Origin of the sequence: Marinobacter flavimaris (assembly GCF_045057155.1) — a bacterium.
GTDB classification, from domain to species: domain Bacteria; phylum Pseudomonadota; class Gammaproteobacteria; order Pseudomonadales; family Oleiphilaceae; genus Marinobacter; species Marinobacter manganoxydans.
The window spans coordinates 2,173,633-2,190,613 of the sequence record NZ_CP171359.1 but is presented as its reverse complement, the minus strand read 5'-3'; the positions used below and the strand labels follow the sequence as shown (position 1 = coordinate 2,190,613).

The window sequence follows — 16,981 nt, the reverse complement described above, 5'->3', positions numbered from 1 at the left end:
GGAGTCAACATGACACAACCAGAAAGAAGTCATCTCTCAGGCAAGGCACTGGAAGTTTACGACCGTATGCTGGAGCGGGTAAAAACGCGTCTCCATGACCTGGAAGAAACATCGCTCCAGAACCTCGAAGAAGAGGTCCAGAAAGCGGTGGAGTTCGAGTACGAACTCGAGGAAATGACCCGGGATGAGGCAAACCTCCTGGGGGCTTATCTGCAGCGGGATCTTGAACACCTGCTGCATTTTGTCGAGGAGACTGGTGAAGGCCTGAGCGAATGGTTGCAGCTTGATATCGCGCTGCTGGAACACCAGTTGGCGGACAGTTTGTTCTCGGTTGCTGATAAAACCGTCGTCGACTTCCTGGAACTCAGACAGAAACTGGAAAACAAGGAAGTGGGCCAGTACATTTCAGGCGAGGTGGCCACTGCTGGCATGTTCCAGTGCCTGAACTGCGGGCACATGCGCTGCCTGACAGCCACCAGCCATCTGGAACCCTGTGAAGCCTGCGGCTCCCACTACTACGAGCGGGTTACGAGCCGCTGGCCGAAACAGGAGGAATAATCCGCTCCCGGACAAACACGATGAGAATAACTGCGAGGGTCAGGACCGGCCAGGAGCCAGTCTGCATGTAAGGCGTGCTGCCCGTGGCGGTGAACACCTCGCCGGTCAGGGTGGCGCGCTCGAACTGGGGGATGGTTTCGGTCAGTTCGCCCCGGTTATTGATGATCGCAGTCACGCCGTTGTTGGTGCCCCGGAGCATGTAGCGACCGGTTTCCAGTGCCCGCATTCTGGCAATCTGCAGATGCTGTAACGGCCCAATGGAATCGCCGAACCAGCCATCGTTGCTGATCGTGAGCAGCAGGCCCGCGCCCCGGGCATTAAAGGCAACAAAATCCGGATAGGCGACTTCATAGCAGATGAAGGGCATCACATTGACGCCATTGGCCTTGAGCGGATCCTGCCACTCCGGTCCCCGGCTGAAATCGCTCATGGGCAAATCGAAGAAACCAATCAGCCCCCGCAACACGCTCTGCAGTGGCACGTACTCCCCGAAAGGCACCAGCTTCTGCTTGTGGTAGATGCCCTCGCCGTTGCCGATGGCCATGATGCTGTTGTGAAACGTGAAATCTTCAATTCGGTCACTGAATCCGTACCAGGGTATGCCGGTAATCAGGGTGCTGTTGTCGCCCAGCTCTGCACTGATGTGATCGATGATCTTGCCAGCCTGATCCTGGGGAGTGGGAATGGCGGTTTCCGGCCAGAGGATCAGATCCGTGTCCCAATGGTCTTCGGTCATCCCCAGATAGGTGACGATCTGGTCCTTCAGGAACTCCGGGTCCCACTTGATCTGCTGGGGAATATTGCCCTGCATGGCGGCAAAGGATATAGGGTCTTCGCTCAGATCCGTCCAGTCGACACGGTTCATGGCCGGGGCAACCAGCCAGGGAATCAGGGCAACAACCAGCGTGACGCCCGCAGCCACCGGTTTGAGGCGCTTCAGCAGCCACCAGCCGCCGTAAAGCGCGGCACCGGTGGCAGCAATCCAGAACGTGATGCCATGCACGCCGGTCAGAGGTGCCAGCCCGGCGAGCGGGCCGTCCGTGTGTGCTGTGCCCAGATACAGCCAGGGAAAACCGGTAAGCAGCCAGCCCCGAAGCCAGTCGCCAAGTATCCAGATAGCGGGAAACAGGATCAGACGCCGGGCGGCACTCTCCTTGGCAAGCTTGCCCCAGAACCAGAACGCCAGACCGTGGAACAGCGCCAGCCCTGCAACAAAGAGAACCGTCAACAAAACGGCAATCGGAATGGCGGTATTACCGTGTTCGCTGATACTGACGTAGACCCAGCTGGCGCCGCTGCCGAACAGCCCCAGGCCAGTAAGCCAACCGGCCCGGAAGAGCTTCTCTGGAGCCAGCGGAACCGTCACGAGGAGAATAAGAAGGACTGAAACCGGTCCCAGCCACCAGAGGTTGAACGGTGAAAAGGTCAGGGTTTGCATGGCGCCGGCAACCAGAAGGGTTGCCGCGCCAAGTAATGCGTTTGAGGAAAGCGGGGTCTTCAGCGCTCTGGTATTTTTCGCGTCACTGTTCACTTCGGGTTACCTGCAGCAGACGGATTACACGGTTATCGGCGTTGGCAATGGTAAAGCGCAAACCGCCGAATTCAACCGATTCGCCCCGTCTGGGCAGGTGTCCGAATTCCTTGAGAACCACGCCACCGATGGTGTCGAATTCCTCTTCGTCCAGTTCGGTCTCGAAGAATTCATTAAAATCATCAATGGGTGTTACCGCTTTTACGGCATAGCTGCCATCGCCCCGGGCCTTGATGTGGGTCTCTTCATCAAAATCATGCTCATCTTCGATTTCGCCCACAATCTGTTCCAGCACGTCTTCAATGGTGATCAGGCCGGCCGTACCACCGTATTCGTCGACCACAATCGCCATGTGGTTACGGTTTTCCTTGAATTCCTTGAGCAACTGGTTCAGACGCTTGCTCTCGGGCACGAAGGTGGGCGGGCGCAGGATTTCCCGGATACGGTTCCAGTTCAGATCATTGTTCAGGGCCAGGGGAAGCAGATCTTTGGCCAGAAGAACGCCAATCACATCGTCCTGGCTGTCCCCGATGACCGGGAACCGGCTGTGTGCGGAATCCATGATTTCACCCAGAAACTCTTTGGGCTCCTGGGAGGCCTTGACGGTGACCATTTGCGAACGGGGGATCATGATCTCATCCACCCGCATGTCGATCACCTGCATGGCACCTTCGATGATGCTCATGGCATCAACATCGATGATGTTCTGGGACTCGGCGTCCCGCAGGATTTCCAGCACGTCCTCGACGGACTCAGGCCCGCTGGAGAAGGCCTGTGATATACGTTCCAGCCAGGACTTTCCGCCCTGACTGCGACTCGACTGATCGTCGCTCATGAGTCTTGTTCCGTTTCCTCTGCTTCGTAGGGATTGCCAAATCCAAGCTGCGCCAGCAGCCGGATTTCGAGGGCTTCCATGACCTCGGCATCATCGTCTTCAATATGATCAAAACCCTGGAGATGCAACATGCCGTGCACCACCATGTGCGCCCAGTGGGCGACCAGGTTTTTTTCCTGTTCCATGGCCTCTTTCTCGACAACCGGTGCACAAATCACCAGATCTCCGGCCAATGGCACCGTTATACCGGCTGGCGCCTCAAATGGGAAGGACAACACGTTGGTCGCGTAGTCCCGCCCACGGTACTGATGATTCAGGGCCTGGCTTTCTTCGGTTCCGACAATACGGACCGTCACCTCGGACGGATCCTCGCCCTGCCAGGCAAGTTGCGCCCATTTTTGAACCTGCGTCTCCGAAGGTATTCCTGGCGCCTCAAAAACCTGCTGAAAATCCACAGTCAGCTTATTCACTGGCCCGTCGCACTCCCGTCGTCAAAGGAATCGTAGGCTTCAACAATCCGCTGTACCAGCGGGTGCCGAACAACGTCCTTTGCTTCGAACCGTGTGAACCCAATACCTGATACCTTGCTCAGAACCCCGGCAGCGTGAATAAGCCCCGAATTCTGACCCCGTGGCAGGTCTACCTGAGTGGTGTCGCCGGTAATCACAGCCGTGGAGCCAAAGCCGATCCGGGTCAGAAACATCTTCATCTGCTCCCGGGTGGTGTTCTGGCTTTCGTCCAGAATGATGAATGAGTTGTTCAGCGTCCGGCCGCGCATGAACGCCAGCGGCGCAATCTCAATCACGCTTTTCTCAATCAGCCGGGTAACCTGGTCAAACCCAAGCATTTCATAGAGAGCGTCATACAGCGGACGCAGGTATGGGTCGACCTTTTGCGCGAGGTCGCCGGGAAGAAAACCAAGCTTCTCGCCGGCCTCGACCGCGGGCCGAACCAGCAAAATCCGCTTCACCTGCTCGTCTTTCAGTGCTTCAACGGCACAGGCCACCGCCAACCAGGTCTTGCCGGTACCCGCCGGCCCAATCCCGAAGTTGATATCGTGGGTGCGGATATTGTGCACATACTTCTGCTGATTCGCGCCCCTCGGCTTGGCCTGAAGCTTGGGGGTCTTGATGACCGTCACAGCGCCATCGTAGGGCACGTCTTCGGGCAGGCGTTCAAAACCGGTTTCCCGGATAAACAGATGCACGGTATCCGGAGGAAGGTCATCGGTAGCCTCGGTTTCCCGATAAAGATGCCGGATAACCTCAACGGCCGCCGCCACATGCTCGGTCTCACCCTCAACTCGGAAATGATGGCCGCGCCTGCCGACTTTCACGTGCAGGCGTTTTTCAATCATTTTCAGGTTTTCATCAAACTGGCCACAAAGCGTCGCCAGCCGGCGCTGGTCCACCGGGTGCAGGTCAAATTGTCTGTGATCGTTGGCGTTCAAAAGTGCTCCGTTTTGGTTTGGGAGAACGAGTATCTGATGTTGGTGAAACGGGCAAGGGCCGGAAGGTGTTTCCAAAAAGCGCCCGTAAATACGTCCCTGTAGGGCTCGGTCGCGCCATCCCTGGCGCTCCACGTTTTTGGAAACACCTTCCGGCCCTCGCCCTGATCATTCTATGTGCAGGCCCGAATGCTAAAAAACAAGTAGATCGGAGTAGCTGGAGGCGTAATCCGACTGGTTTCTTCGTTACAGGCATGTTGCTCGATTACGAATTCGTCCAATCCAACCTACGAATGCGGAGCATAAACTGGGCAGACGGCTCTGGGGCCTACGGAGAGTGGTGGGGCTCCCCTCCCAAAAATGTCGGCGGCCAAGGATGGCCGACGCCAAGCGCACATGGGCGGAGCAAACGCTTTAGAAGCGAAGCTTCGCGTGCCGCGGAGCGACAGCAATCTACGATTGCTGGCTGGACCCGCTTGCGGGTGCTCGTAGCGTTTTTTGGGAGGGGAGCCCCACCACTCGCCAAACTCCAAACCCAAGACGAATAGGATCCGAGCTTTAGTAAAACTCCGAATTCACGGGCACACCGCGAAGTGAGTTGGGATAGGCCTCCACAATATCGACATCAATAAAGTGCCCAACAACCTCCGGATTCTCATGCCGGAAATTCACAATCCGGTTGTTCTCGGTACGCCCCGCATACTCACCAGGGTCTTTCTTGGACAAGCCAGTCACCAGAATCCGCTGAGTAGAACCCACCATCTTGCGGCTGATGTCCATCACGTTCTGGTTCAGGCGATCCTGCAGGATGCTCAGCCGCTGTTTCTTGATGTCCATCGGCGTATCGTCCGGCAGATCTGATGCCGGCGTGCCGGGCCGTGCGCTGTAAACGAAGCTGAAGGACATGTCGAAGCCGATGTCGTTGATCAGCTTCATGGTGTCTTCAAAGTCCTTCTCGGTTTCGCCCGGGAAGCCGATGATGAAGTCGGACGAAAAGCTGATGTCCGGGCGGATCTTGCGAAGGCGGCGGAGTTTGGATTTGTACTCCAGGGCTGTATGGCCGCGCTTCATGGCCGCCAGAATACGGTCGGAACCGCTCTGAACTGGCAGGTGCAGATGGCTGACCAGCTCCGGAACGCGCTCATAGACCTCAATGAGAGCATCAGAGAACTCCACCGGGTGCGATGTGGTGTACCGGATCCGGTCGATGCCATCAATGGTTGCGATCAGCTCGATCAGCTCCGCCAGGTCCATGTTGTCGCCGTCGTGGGTTTCGCCACGGTAGGCATTCACGTTCTGGCCCAGCAGGTTAACCTCGCGAACACCCTGGCTGGCGAGGTGGGCCACTTCAGCGATGACGTCATCAGCCGGGCGGCTGACTTCTTCCCCGCGGGTATAGGGCACCACACAGAAGGTGCAATACTTGCTGCAGCCTTCCATGATTGAAACAAACGCGGAAGGGCCGTCTGCGCCGGGCTCGGGCAGGTTGTCGAATTTTTCGATTTCCGGGAAGCTGACGTCCACCACGCCAACACCGTTACCCTTGGCGCGCACTTCGGTAATCATGTCCGGCAGGCGATGCAGAGTCTGGGGGCCGAAGACCATGTCCACGTAGGGTGCGCGGTCAATGATCGCCTGGCCTTCCTGGGAAGCCACACAGCCACCCACGCCGATGATCATTTCCGGCTTTTTGCTTTTCAGCTTTTTCCAGCGGCCAAGCTGGTGGAACACCTTCTCCTGGGCTTTTTCCCGAATGGAGCAGGTGTTCAGCAGCAGGATGTCGGCGTCATCGGGTGAATCGGTCATTTCGACGGTTTCACCGGTTTTGAGCAGGTCTGCCATGCGGGCAGAGTCATACTCGTTCATCTGACAGCCGTGGGTTTTGATGTACAGCTTCTTGGCCATGGGTCTCACGTAATCTGATGGATGTTGCGCCGGGAACTGGTTTTTGAAACGGGGCGCCAGCAAAAAGGAACTGCGTATTATAACGGGGTGCTTAAACTTCAACCACCTTTGTCTCGGCTAGTTGCTAGTCCGCTTGTGGTATTATTTTTGGTTCTTTAAATCGACAATCAAGCCCGAACACGATCATGACCCCCGAACGCCTCGCCCGAATCAAACAAACCCTGAACACCCGGCAGCCGGACCTGAGCGTCCTAACCGACCAGGTCCACAAGCCCCGGAATCTGTCCGCCATCATCCGCTCCTGCGATGCGTTTGGCTTGGCGAACATGCACGTGGTCTGGCCAAAAGAAGGCTTCCGGGCATTTCGCAAAACCGCCGGTGGCAGCTACAACTGGGTAACAACCCACACCCACCGGAGCATGGACGAAGCGATCGAGAGTCTGAAAGGGCAGGGCAACAAGCTCTATGCGGCGCAGCTCTCCGACCGGGCTATCGATTTCCGGGAGGCAGACTACACGGTGCCCTGTACCGTGATCATGGGTAACGAGGTTGATGGCGTCAGCCCCGATGCGGCGGCCCAGGCCGACGAGCACATCGTGATTCCGATGATGGGCATGGTGGAGTCGCTCAACGTCTCTTCGGCCTGCGCGATTATCCTGTCCGAAGCGCAGAGGCAGCGAAAATTGGCCGGCATGTTCGACCAGCGTCGGTTGCCAGACGACGAGTATAACCGTCTACTGTTCCGCTGGTGCCAGCCCACGGTTAAACGCTACTGTGACGACCGCAACCTGCCGTACCCGCCGATAAACCCGGAAACGGGTGAGTTGGTCGACGGTGTGGGCTGGATGCAGGAAGTAAGAAAGTTAAGGGCGAATCGCCCGCGGTGGGATGACGAACCCAAAGTCACCGCAGATGAGCAATAAAAAGAAAATTACTCTTCTGTGAGATCGGTCCGGGGGTGGGAGGTCTTTTCTGTCGGGAAAAGATGTCTGAGCGAAGCGAGTTGCTTTTCCCAGAAGAAAAGGCCTCCCACCTCTGGACCAGCCCCCAAATCGAGCAGGCTACTTAGCAAAAGCTAGAGCCCATCACTCCTCGCGAGCCTCAAGATACCGCTGAAGCTGCTCCCGCAAAGCCTTGGGAAGCCGGGTAATCGTCAGGGCATCTTTGTCACGGTCGTAGTAAACCGCCTGATTTACCAGGTCGGAAGAGAAGGACACGCTCATTCCGCCTCCCGAGCCTGCAATCCGTACCAACTTTTTCACTTTCCGATGGTCCGGGTGCAGCACGCCGCTTTCCGGCAGTTCAGCAGTTTTTGAGGCAAACTCCTTGAAGCGTTGCGGCTCACTCTCGTCTAGGTAGCCGGACAATGCCTCGATTTCGACCGGCTCGCCCAGGGCATGCTGCTCCTTACAGAACTCATAGGCCTTGTTGCGAACCTCTCCGGCTTTCTCGGGCTCGGAGGACTTGGCAAAAGCTTCCACCGCATCCAGGAAGGTCATGGTTTCCTTTTCCACATCCACCTGATTGGTAAACCCGCACAAACGGATAAACAGCTCTCCTGGCTCGCCGGTGCCGCGGCCGTGGACCAGTGTCAGGTAGTTTTCCGCCGGGTTGTTGCCGCGCCAGTCGTCCAGCTCAATGCGAACCGCCAGATTCAGTCTGGACAAACTCAGCACATCCGTAGCATCCAGTGACTCACGGCCATCAAACCGCATGGCGCTGTCGTTCTCCAGGATAAAGAGATAAACCACCTCTGAGTCGGCCAGTGCGTCATGCACGATCATCAGGTGGCCATCAAACTCCTCCTGGCTGCCGGTCAGCAGCTCCTGCCACTGCCCGAACAGGCGATCGGTCATGGCGCCGAAGGTTTGCCTGTCTTCCAGGTAGTCTTTCAGCCAGGCACTGAGCGGGCACTCACCCAGGTCCTCGGAAAACCGTCCGTATTTCTTGCCGGGCTTGCTGTTAAACAGCCGCTTCATCTGCTTGTGCAGGCCCTCGTAGTCGCCACCGGGCTCCCTCAGAGAGTCTCCGGCACTGAGATGGGCTGCCTGGTCCGGCTGGAAATGCGTAAAAAAGGCAGACCTCAGGTGTTTGATTGCCATGGTTAATTACCCTGTTGCCGTTGTCCTGACTGAAAGGCCTCCATGATGAGCGTTTCATCGGGATGGTAAAGCCAGTCAAATCCAATGGGTTGCGCAGTGAGTGATATGGGAGAGAAGGCCATAGTCCAAGGAGCGGCAGCTTATTATGAAAAACGCGGAAATCCAAATTTCCACCCATCCTGATGCATTATCGTTCAAAGCCGATTTTGACACGTGAGAATTCCGCAATATCGCCTTTTCAGCTCTGAAGCCGCCTTCGGGACCCGCACTTTGACTGCTCCATGTCTGTGCCTGTGCCTGAATAAGGGGCAGTTTTCAGGCTTGGCAGGGCTACCCCGCAGAGGTTGGGAAAGGGTCGGAAGCGCCAGAGTAAAGGCCTGAACAAGAATTGGCGCAATCCATGCTTATGGTTCAGGTCAGCGGGAAGAGTCGCGTTGTGTCGTGCGACACAATTCTCGTGGAATAAGTCACTCAAGCAAAAGCGCTTATTGGCCCGGAGATTTCTTCGGTTCAATAGGCGCTTTTTTTTTTGGCAAATGGCCAGTGAGGCGGCTCGGAATTTTTCTTCGGTCTCCTCTTGACCAGTCAGTTTAACAGAAACGGAGAACTGCGATGCAATGTGTAATGAAAAAGGCCGGATTGGCGATAGCGATTGCCCTGATGGGTGGCTCGGTGCAGGCCGCACAGACCGGGTTTCATGAAGCCCTGAGTAAGGGCGAGGTATACGGAGATCTTCGCTTGCGTTTCGAACAGGTGCAACAGGACAATGCACTCAGGGACGCGGAAAGCGTAACTTTGCGAACCCGCCTTGGCTATCGTACTGCGGATTACAATGGGTTATCCGGGCTTGTCGAGTTTGAGGACGTTCGGAACGTGGCTGGGCTTGACGACTACAACGACACGCTGGGGAAGAATCCAAATTACTCTGTTATTGCCGATCCCGAGACAACAGAGCTGGACCAGGCTTACCTTCAGTACAGGTTCGGAGATATAACCGGTCGGTTGGGGCGTCAGGTGATAACTTACGACAATCACCGGTTTATTGGCGACGTTGGCTGGCGCCAGGATCGCCAGACGTTTGATGCGGCCCGCCTGACTTACACCCCGTCAACCAACCTCGCAATCGACTACGCCTTCCTGAGTCAGCGCAACCGCATCTTTGCCGAGAGCCAGGACCTGCCATCCAAGGATCACATAGTCAACGTTGCCTACCAAACACCCCTCGGCAAGCTGACCGGCTATGCCTATCTGCTGGAAATTGATGAAGGCGTTGACAACTCGCTCGACACCGTCGGGCTTCGTTATGTTGGCGGGTATGACCTTGAGCCGCTGGGGATAATCTACGAAGCCGAATATGCGATCCAGGAGGCAGAATCGGGCGGTGCTGATTTTGATGCCGAGTATTACAAACTGAATGCGGGCATTGATATCGCGGGCGTCATTGTTTCAGCGGGACTTGAAGTCCTTGGGTCGGATAATGGCAACTACGGCTTCTCTACACCACTGGCAACCCTGCACGGTCAGAACGGCTGGGCTGACCAGTTTCTGAACACCCCGCTGGTCGGGTTGGAAGACGCGTCGCTCAGCGTAAAGGCACCCGTGGCGGGCGGCGGCCTGACCCTTAAATATCATGACTTCAGGGCCAGTGACTCGCCTGGCGGTGCCAGTGACTTGGGTAGCGAGGTTGATGTGGTCTATCAGCGCAAGTTTGCGGAGAACTACTCAGCAGGTATTAAATACGCTCGCTACATGGCCGGAGATGCAGCAACCGGAAAAGTGGATACTGACAAGCTCTGGCTGACTCTGGCCGCCAAGTTCTGAGGCTGATATCCGAAAAAAAGCCCCGGCGGCGTCCACTGCCAGCGGGGGCCTTTCATCCGTCATTCGGCTCAGATTCGCTTGTTGCGCACCAGGTCTTGCACCAGTTTGCTGACCGCGCCTGCGATTTCTTCACTGTCGTCTGCGCAGATGGAAGCCGAGGCGATGTCCGAGCCGAGCTTTGCCGCAATCGCGATGACGCCGTGGGCGCTGATGACCTGTGCGAAGCGGCGGCGATCATCGACAGTGCCGGCGTTGTCTTCGCTGAGCACGATGGACGTTTTACCCTGATCAAACAGCGCCCGTTCCAGGGACAAGGCCAGGGCCGCTGCCTGCTTGCCATTGCACGCGATGATGGCAGGCTTCTGGGCCAGACGACGCCGGCGCTCGTCAGCGCTGACCGGGTCCAGCGATTCCACCGTTTCCGAGGTTCCTGCGATCATGCCCGCGCCGATGGTCACGTTGCTCAGCCGGTCGATAACGATAAAACTGCCGGTTGCGTGGTTGTTGGGATAAGGATCGAACGCAACGGGTTGGCTCAGGGTCAGTTCGCACAGGCCGATTTCGTTCAAGTTCAGTTCCGGAGGGTTTTCCCGTTTTTCCAGCGTGTTTACGTCTGTCTGATGCTGAATCTTTCTCACCGTGGCCGATGAGAAGGTGGGGCCCAGCTTGATGTCATAGAGGCGACCGGTTTCCAGCGGCGCGTCGGTCATCCAGACGATGTTGGCGAGGAAACGGTTGCCCACTTCAGGCTCATCTTCCGCTTTTACCAGCATGTCGCCACGGCTGACGTCGATTTCGTCGGTCAGCGTGAGGGTGATCGCCTGGTCGATATAGGCTTCTTCAAGGTTGCCGTCGAAGGTTACCACCTCTTTCACCGTGCTGGTGCGCCGGGAGGGCAGCGCCATGATTTTCTCGCCCGGGCGGATCACGCCGGAGGCGATGGTGCCGCAGAAGCCGCGAAAGTTCAGGTTCGGGCGGGTTACGTACTGAACCGGGAAGCGGAAATGCTCCAGGTTCTTGTCCCGACCGACTTCCACGGTTTCCAGGATTTCCATCAGCGGCTGGCCGGTGAACCAGGGGGTGTGCTCGCTCTTGTTCACCACGTTATCGCCTTCCAGGGCGGAAATCGGCACGAAGCGGATGTCCTTCAGGCCCAGTTTGGCGGCAAACGCCAGATAGTCGTCCCGGATCTCGTTGAAGCGCTCTTCGCTGAAATCCACCAGATCCATCTTGTTGATGGCGACCACAATGTGGCGGATGCCCAACAGCGAGGCAATGTAGGAATGCCGGCGGGTCTGGGTCAGCACACCGTGGCGGGCATCGATCATCAGGATCGCCACCTGCGCCGTGGACGCGCCGGTGGCCATGTTGCGGGTATACTGCTCGTGGCCCGGAGTGTCGGCGATGATGAACTTGCGCTTGTCGGTGGAGAAATACCGGTAGGCAACATCAATGGTGATGCCCTGTTCGCGCTCCGCCTGCAGGCCGTCTACCAGCAGGGCCAGGTCCAGCTTCTCGCCGGTGGTGCCCATCTTGGCACTGTCGGTTTTCAGGCTGGCCATGTGATCTTCATAGATCATCTTGGTGTCATGCAGCAGGCGACCAATCAGCGTGCTCTTGCCGTCGTCCACGCTGCCGCAGGTGAGCAGGCGCAGGAGTTCCTTGTTTTCGTGCTGTTTCAGGTAGGCCTGAATATCTTCCGCAATCAGATCAGACTGGTGTGACATCTTAGAAGTACCCTTCCCGCTTTTTCTGTTCCATGGAGCCGGCTGAATCATGGTCGATAACGCGACCCTGACGCTCGGAACTGGTGGCCAGCAGCATTTCCTGGATGATCTCCGGCAACGTGGTGGCTTCGGATTCAATGGCGCCGGTTAACGGGTAGCAGCCGAGGGTGCGGAAGCGGATGGATTTCATCATCGGCTTCTCGCCTTCTTTCAGCGGCATTCGGTCATCGTCCACCATGATCAGGGTGCCGTCGCGCTCAACCACCGGGCGCACCGCGGAGTAGTAAAGGGGAACGATCTCGATATTTTCCAGGTAGATGTACTGCCAGATATCCAGCTCGGTCCAGTTGGACAGCGGGAATACCCGAATGCTTTCGCCCTTGTTGATCTTGCCGTTGTAGATGTTCCAGAGTTCAGGACGTTGGTTCTTGGGGTCCCAGCGGTGGTATTCGTCGCGGAAGGAATAGACACGCTCCTTGGCACGGGATTTTTCTTCGTCCCGGCGGGCGCCGCCGAACGCCGCATCAAACTTGTACTTGTCCAGGGCTTGCTTGAGGGCCTGGGTTTTCATTACGTCGGTGTGCTTGGCACTGCCGTGAGTGAATGGGCCAATGCCCTGTCTGATGCCGTCCTCGTTCTTGTGAACGATCAGGTCCAGACCGTATTCCTTCACCTTGCGGTCCCGGAAGTTGATCATATCCCGGAATTTCCAGGTGGTGTCCACGTGCATGAGAGGGAAGGGCGGTTTACCCGGATAAAAGGCCTTGCGGGCCAGGTGCAGCATTACCGCGGAGTCCTTGCCGATGGAATACAGCATTACCGGATTGTCGAACTCGGCTGCCACTTCCCGGATGATGTGGATGCTTTCCGCTTCCAGCTGTTTCAGGTGCGTGAGGTTATATGTGGTCATGATAATCCGTTGCCGCCGTGCGGGCCGTGTTGGCTGTGCGAATGAATACGGCAACTATACCAGAGGGGGTAAGGGCATAAGAAGACGCCCAACTAGAAATTGGCGTTATAACAATATAGCAGTGGCAGGCTCTGACCGTGAGTGAGCAGACGGTGACGTTCAGGCCGGATTGCGGGAGTCGGCCAGCAACTTGGCAACGTAGCGATCGACGTAATCGAAGCCGTTACCTTCAAACTCAGCGAACTGGATGCCCAGCTGAAATTCGTCCCTTGCGATGCGTCGCATGTGAACGATGTTGCCGTCGGCAATAATGGAAACCGGTTGCGTTGCAACCACCGGCACGGAGAATCGGGTCTTCACGGCAATCCAGTGTCCTGGAGCCGGGGCCTTTTGCTCGGGAATGAGTTGTTTCACCGTTTCCTGATTACAGGAAATCATAACGCCCGTGCGGGAGAGATTGGATACCGAACAGGTCAGGCAGCAGCCGTCCGATTTCTCAATAGTAATGTCGGTGGCTACGTCCACTCGCTGTTGGTTGCGCAAATTCAATTTGGCGGCGACAGGTTTCATGTTGACTCTTCTGGCGTGTCTGGTTGCGAATGATGCTGCCTTTCCCATAAATCCCTTCCAGAAAAACACTTAAACGCATGATAAGCGAATGAAAGTGTAGTTGTTTACTTTGTGATCAGCAAGAAGCCTGCCGCCTATAGTGGCAGATTTGTTAAATCTTTCTGAACAAGACGTCACAAATTTTGACGTCCGTCAGTTTCCATCCGTTCCAATACTCGTCGGACTTTTGCTGCAGGCGGTCCCTGAGCTGGTGTAAAATATAGCCCTTCATTCATTTGTGGGCTCGCGCTGAGCTCCGGGAATTCCAAGCCTTCTATGACAGATAACACCCAGACCCCTGCCTCGTCCGGCAACGGCAAAGTCGGTTTCATCAGCCTCGGTTGTCCCAAGGCTCTCGTCGACTCCGAGCGCATTCTCACGCAGCTCAGGCTGGACGGCTACGATGTTGTGCCGACCTATGACGACGCTGACATTGTTGTGGTCAACACCTGCGGATTTATCGATGCCGCCAAACAGGAGTCGCTGGATGCGATCGGTGAGGCCATCAGCGAGAACGGCAAGGTGATTGTCACCGGTTGTATGGGTGTAGAGGCCGACAAGATTCGCGATACTCACCCTGGTGTTCTGGCGGTTTCCGGCCCCCACGCCTATGAAGAAGTGGTCGGCGCGGTTCACGAGTTCGTTCCGCAGAAAAAGCAGCACGATCCGTTCACCGATCTGGTTCCGCCGCAGGGAATCAAACTGACCCCCCGGCACTACGCCTACCTCAAGATCTCCGAAGGTTGTAACCATCGCTGCACCTTCTGCATCATCCCCTCCATGCGCGGTGATCTGGTCAGCCGGCCCATTGGCGATGTAATGGACGAAGCCCAGCGCCTGGTGGATGCCGGTGTAAAAGAGCTGTTGGTCATCTCCCAGGACACCTCCGCCTACGGCGTCGACACCAAATACCGCACCGGCTTCTGGCAGGGGCGGCCGCTCAAGACCAAGATGCAGTCACTGTGTGAAGCGCTCGGCGAAATGGGCGTGTGGGTTCGCCTGCACTACGTTTACCCCTATCCCCATGTCGACGACATCATTCCGCTGATGGCCGAGGGAAAAATCCTGCCGTACCTGGACATCCCGTTCCAGCACGCCAGCCCGAGAGTACTCAAGGCCATGAAGCGCCCGGCCCACGACAGCAAAACTCTGGAGCGCATCCGCAAATGGCGTGAGATCTGCCCCGAGCTCACCATCCGCTCCACCTTCATCGTCGGCTTCCCCGGTGAAACCGAGGAGGACTTCCAGTACCTGCTGGACTGGCTCGACGAGGCTCAACTGGATCGTGTTGGCGCGTTCAAATACAGCCCGGTGGAAGGCGCCAAAGCCAACGAACTGGAAGGTGCGGTTCCCGAGGAAGTCAAAGAAGAGCGCCTGGCCCGTTTCATGGAAAAACAGGCAGAGATTTCAGCAGCCCGCCTACAGGCCAAAATCGGCCAGACGATTGATGTGCTGATTGACGAGGTCGACGAGGAAGGCGCCATTGGTCGCTCCAAGGCAGACGCGCCGGAGATTGACGGTATGGTTTACCTTAACGACGAGACCGACCTTGTTCCGGGTGAGATTGTTCAGGCGGTTGTTGAGCATGCCGATGAGCATGATCTTTGGGCTCGGCTTCTTTGATGGCTTCCGGCTTGGGCACCTAGCCTGCCGAATTTGGGGGTAGGCCTCGGCGGGGTGTGCCTCCCAAAAACCGCTACGAGCACATCCATGTGCGCTTGGCGTCGGCCATCCATGGCCGCCGACATTTTTGGGAGTCACACCCCGCCAAGGCCTCAGAATCTTCAGGGATAGGGAGCAATCGGGCCGGATAAACAAGGTCAGTAGGTCGGATCAGGTGAAGCCGTAATCCGACCTATCATTTTGTTTTGATGGCCTGTCTTCGCGAGGGCACGCCGCCAGCTCGAGTGCCGTGGTGGGTAGAGCCTCCCAAAAATCTGGAGCGCCAGGGATGGCGCGACGAAGCCCTACAGGGATGTATTCACGGGCGTTTTTTGGGAGGCTCTACCCACCATGGCAGTCCCCCCAAGCTAGCAGGCTAGGGCCGCAGTCAGAAACCACGACCCAAGCCAAAAGGGTCACCCCCCAAGCTTGCGAACAAGAATCTCATTAAACAGCTTGGGATTCCCCTGACCTTTGGAGGCCTTCATCAGAGGCCCCATGAAACCCCCAAGCATCTTCTTGCGCTTCTTCGGGTCTTCCTCGTTCTGATACTGCGCCACCTGATCCGGCATGCCCGCCAGAACCTCGTCTACCATGGCTTCCAGGGCGCCGGTGTCAGACACCTGCTTCAGCCCCTTGGCATCGATGATGGCGTCAACGCTGTCGTTCTCACCGGACCACAGCGCCTCGAACACCTTCTTTGCGCCGGCGGATGAAATCGTATTGTCGGCAATCCGTACCACCAGATCGCCCAGCTGAGCACCGCTGATGGGCGAATCGGCAACCGATTTCTCCTCTGCATTCAGGCGCGCAGAGAATTCGCCCTGGATCCAGTTGGCGACCAGCTTTGCGTCTTTGCCCTGGCTGGCCGCTTCTTCAAAGAACGTGGCCAGTTTTGAGTCGCCGCTGAGCAGGCTGGCGTCGTAGTCGTTCAGGCCGTAATGGTCCATAAAGCGGACTTTGCGGGCGTCCGGCAGTTCCGGGAGACTGTTGCGGGCTTCTTCAATGAAGGAATCATCGATTTCTACCGGCAGCAGGTCCGGGCAGGGGAAGTAGCGGTAGTCGTTGGCTTCTTCCTTGGTGCGCATGGAGCGGGATTCGTCACGGTCGCCGTTATACAGGCGGGTTTCCTGCACGATGCTGCCGCCGTCTTCCAGAACGTCCATTTGCCGCTCAACTTCGTGGGCAATGGCCTGCTCCATGAACCGGAACGAGTTCAGGTTCTTGGTTTCGGTACGTGTGCCCAGAGTGTCGGACCCCTTCGGTTTCAACGAAATATTCACGTCGAAACGCATGGAGCCTTGGGACATGTCGCCGTCGCAGATGCCCAGGGATGTCACGATGCTGTGCAGCTTCTTCGCGAAGGCGACGGCTTCTTCCGCGTTGTTCATATCCGGTTCGGTGACCACCTCAATGAGCGGTGTGCCGGCCCGGTTGAGATCCACGCCGGTCATGCCGTGGAAATCCTCATGCAGGGATTTGCCGGCATCCTCTTCCAGGTGGGCGTGGTGAATGCGAACGCGCTTGGTCTCACCGTTCGGCAGATCAATGTCCACGAAACCGGGGCCGACAATCGGGCGCTCCAGCTGGGTGGTCTGGTAGCCCTTGGGCAGGTCCGGGTAAAAGTAGTTCTTCCGCTCGAATACCGAACGGCGCTCGATCTGGGCGTTCACGGCCAGGCCAAACATCACCGCATAGCGGAACGCCTGCTCATTAGGCACCGGCAGAGTGCCGGGCATGGCCAGGTCAACCGCGTTGGCCTGGGTGTTGGGCTCGGCGCCGTAAGAGGTGCTGGAGCCGGAAAAAATCTTGGTCTTGGTGGCGAGCTGAACGTGAATTTCCAGCCCGATCACAATGTCCCACTGCATAGTCGT

At 57.1% G+C, this 16,981-nt stretch carries 14 protein-coding genes; 4 read left to right on the top strand and 10 right to left on the bottom strand.

The window, feature by feature from the left end:
• Positions 1–9 precede the first annotated feature (9 nt).
• Positions 10–558 carry a zinc ribbon-containing protein gene (locus tag ACGK9W_RS10245; RefSeq protein ID WP_041645366.1) on the top strand — a complete coding sequence of 183 codons (549 nt, stop codon included), beginning with the start codon at positions 10–12 and terminating at the stop codon, positions 556–558.
• Here ACGK9W_RS10245 and lnt read toward each other — a convergent pair.
• From lnt to miaB, 5 genes are all read right to left on the bottom strand, one after another.
• Positions 527–2,089 (bottom strand): apolipoprotein N-acyltransferase, encoded by a 1,563-nt coding sequence (gene lnt / locus ACGK9W_RS10240; RefSeq protein WP_405420839.1) that lies wholly within the window; start codon positions 2,087–2,089, stop codon positions 527–529. The genes ACGK9W_RS10245 and lnt overlap by 32 nt on opposite strands.
• Positions 2,079–2,924 carry an HlyC/CorC family transporter gene (locus tag ACGK9W_RS10235; RefSeq protein WP_008170107.1) on the bottom strand — a complete coding sequence of 282 codons (846 nt, stop codon included), beginning with the start codon at positions 2,922–2,924 and terminating at the stop codon, positions 2,079–2,081. The genes lnt and ACGK9W_RS10235 overlap by 11 nt, the downstream gene beginning before the upstream one ends.
• On the bottom strand, positions 2,921–3,394 hold the full coding sequence (gene ybeY, locus ACGK9W_RS10230) for an rRNA maturation RNase YbeY (protein WP_405420835.1): 474 nt from the start codon (positions 3,392–3,394) through the stop codon (positions 2,921–2,923). The genes ACGK9W_RS10235 and ybeY overlap by 4 nt, the downstream gene beginning before the upstream one ends.
• Complete coding sequence (locus ACGK9W_RS10225; protein WP_008170111.1) at positions 3,391–4,374, bottom strand: PhoH family protein; 984 nt, start codon at positions 4,372–4,374, stop codon at positions 3,391–3,393. The genes ybeY and ACGK9W_RS10225 overlap by 4 nt, the downstream gene beginning before the upstream one ends.
• Before the next feature lie 555 nt (positions 4,375–4,929).
• Positions 4,930–6,276 (bottom strand): tRNA (N6-isopentenyl adenosine(37)-C2)-methylthiotransferase MiaB, encoded by a 1,347-nt coding sequence (gene miaB / locus ACGK9W_RS10220; RefSeq protein ID WP_008170114.1) that lies wholly within the window; start codon positions 6,274–6,276, stop codon positions 4,930–4,932.
• Positions 6,277–6,461: 185 nt separating this feature from the next.
• On the opposite strand from miaB, the gene trmH reads away from it, so the two are divergent.
• Positions 6,462–7,199: a tRNA (guanosine(18)-2'-O)-methyltransferase TrmH gene (gene trmH / locus ACGK9W_RS10215; protein ID WP_008170116.1), complete on the top strand. Its 738-nt coding sequence runs from the start codon at positions 6,462–6,464 to the stop codon at positions 7,197–7,199.
• A gap of 162 nt (positions 7,200–7,361) precedes the next feature.
• Here trmH and ACGK9W_RS10210 read toward each other — a convergent pair whose 3' ends face one another.
• Positions 7,362–8,378 carry a nucleoid-associated protein gene (locus ACGK9W_RS10210; protein ID WP_405420830.1) on the bottom strand — a complete coding sequence of 339 codons (1,017 nt, stop codon included), beginning with the start codon at positions 8,376–8,378 and terminating at the stop codon, positions 7,362–7,364.
• 612 nt (positions 8,379–8,990) lie between these two features.
• Between ACGK9W_RS10210 and ACGK9W_RS10205 the strand changes: the two genes are divergently transcribed.
• Positions 8,991–10,199 carry an alginate export family protein gene (locus ACGK9W_RS10205; protein ID WP_039881807.1) on the top strand — a complete coding sequence of 403 codons (1,209 nt, stop codon included), beginning with the start codon at positions 8,991–8,993 and terminating at the stop codon, positions 10,197–10,199.
• A gap of 68 nt (positions 10,200–10,267) precedes the next feature.
• On the opposite strand, the gene cysN is transcribed toward ACGK9W_RS10205, so the two are convergent.
• The 3 genes from cysN to ACGK9W_RS10190 form a co-directional block, all read right to left on the bottom strand.
• Complete coding sequence (gene cysN, locus ACGK9W_RS10200; RefSeq protein WP_008170122.1) at positions 10,268–11,926, bottom strand: sulfate adenylyltransferase subunit CysN; 1,659 nt, start codon at positions 11,924–11,926, stop codon at positions 10,268–10,270.
• Between the two features lies 1 nt (position 11,927).
• Positions 11,928–12,836 carry a sulfate adenylyltransferase subunit CysD gene (gene cysD / locus ACGK9W_RS10195; RefSeq protein WP_008170124.1) on the bottom strand — a complete coding sequence of 303 codons (909 nt, stop codon included), beginning with the start codon at positions 12,834–12,836 and terminating at the stop codon, positions 11,928–11,930.
• A gap of 159 nt (positions 12,837–12,995) precedes the next feature.
• Complete coding sequence (locus tag ACGK9W_RS10190; RefSeq protein WP_008170127.1) at positions 12,996–13,406, bottom strand: PilZ domain-containing protein; 411 nt, start codon at positions 13,404–13,406, stop codon at positions 12,996–12,998.
• A gap of 315 nt (positions 13,407–13,721) precedes the next feature.
• On the opposite strand from ACGK9W_RS10190, the gene rimO reads away from it, so the two are divergent.
• On the top strand, positions 13,722–15,068 hold the full coding sequence (gene rimO, locus ACGK9W_RS10185; protein ID WP_405420826.1) for a 30S ribosomal protein S12 methylthiotransferase RimO: 1,347 nt from the start codon (positions 13,722–13,724) through the stop codon (positions 15,066–15,068).
• Positions 15,069–15,523: 455 nt separating this feature from the next.
• Here the strand turns inward: rimO and gatB are convergent, their stop codons facing one another.
• Positions 15,524–16,975 carry an Asp-tRNA(Asn)/Glu-tRNA(Gln) amidotransferase subunit GatB gene (gene gatB, locus ACGK9W_RS10180; protein ID WP_008170130.1) on the bottom strand — a complete coding sequence of 484 codons (1,452 nt, stop codon included), beginning with the start codon at positions 16,973–16,975 and terminating at the stop codon, positions 15,524–15,526.
• Between the last annotated feature and the right edge of the window lie 6 nt (positions 16,976–16,981).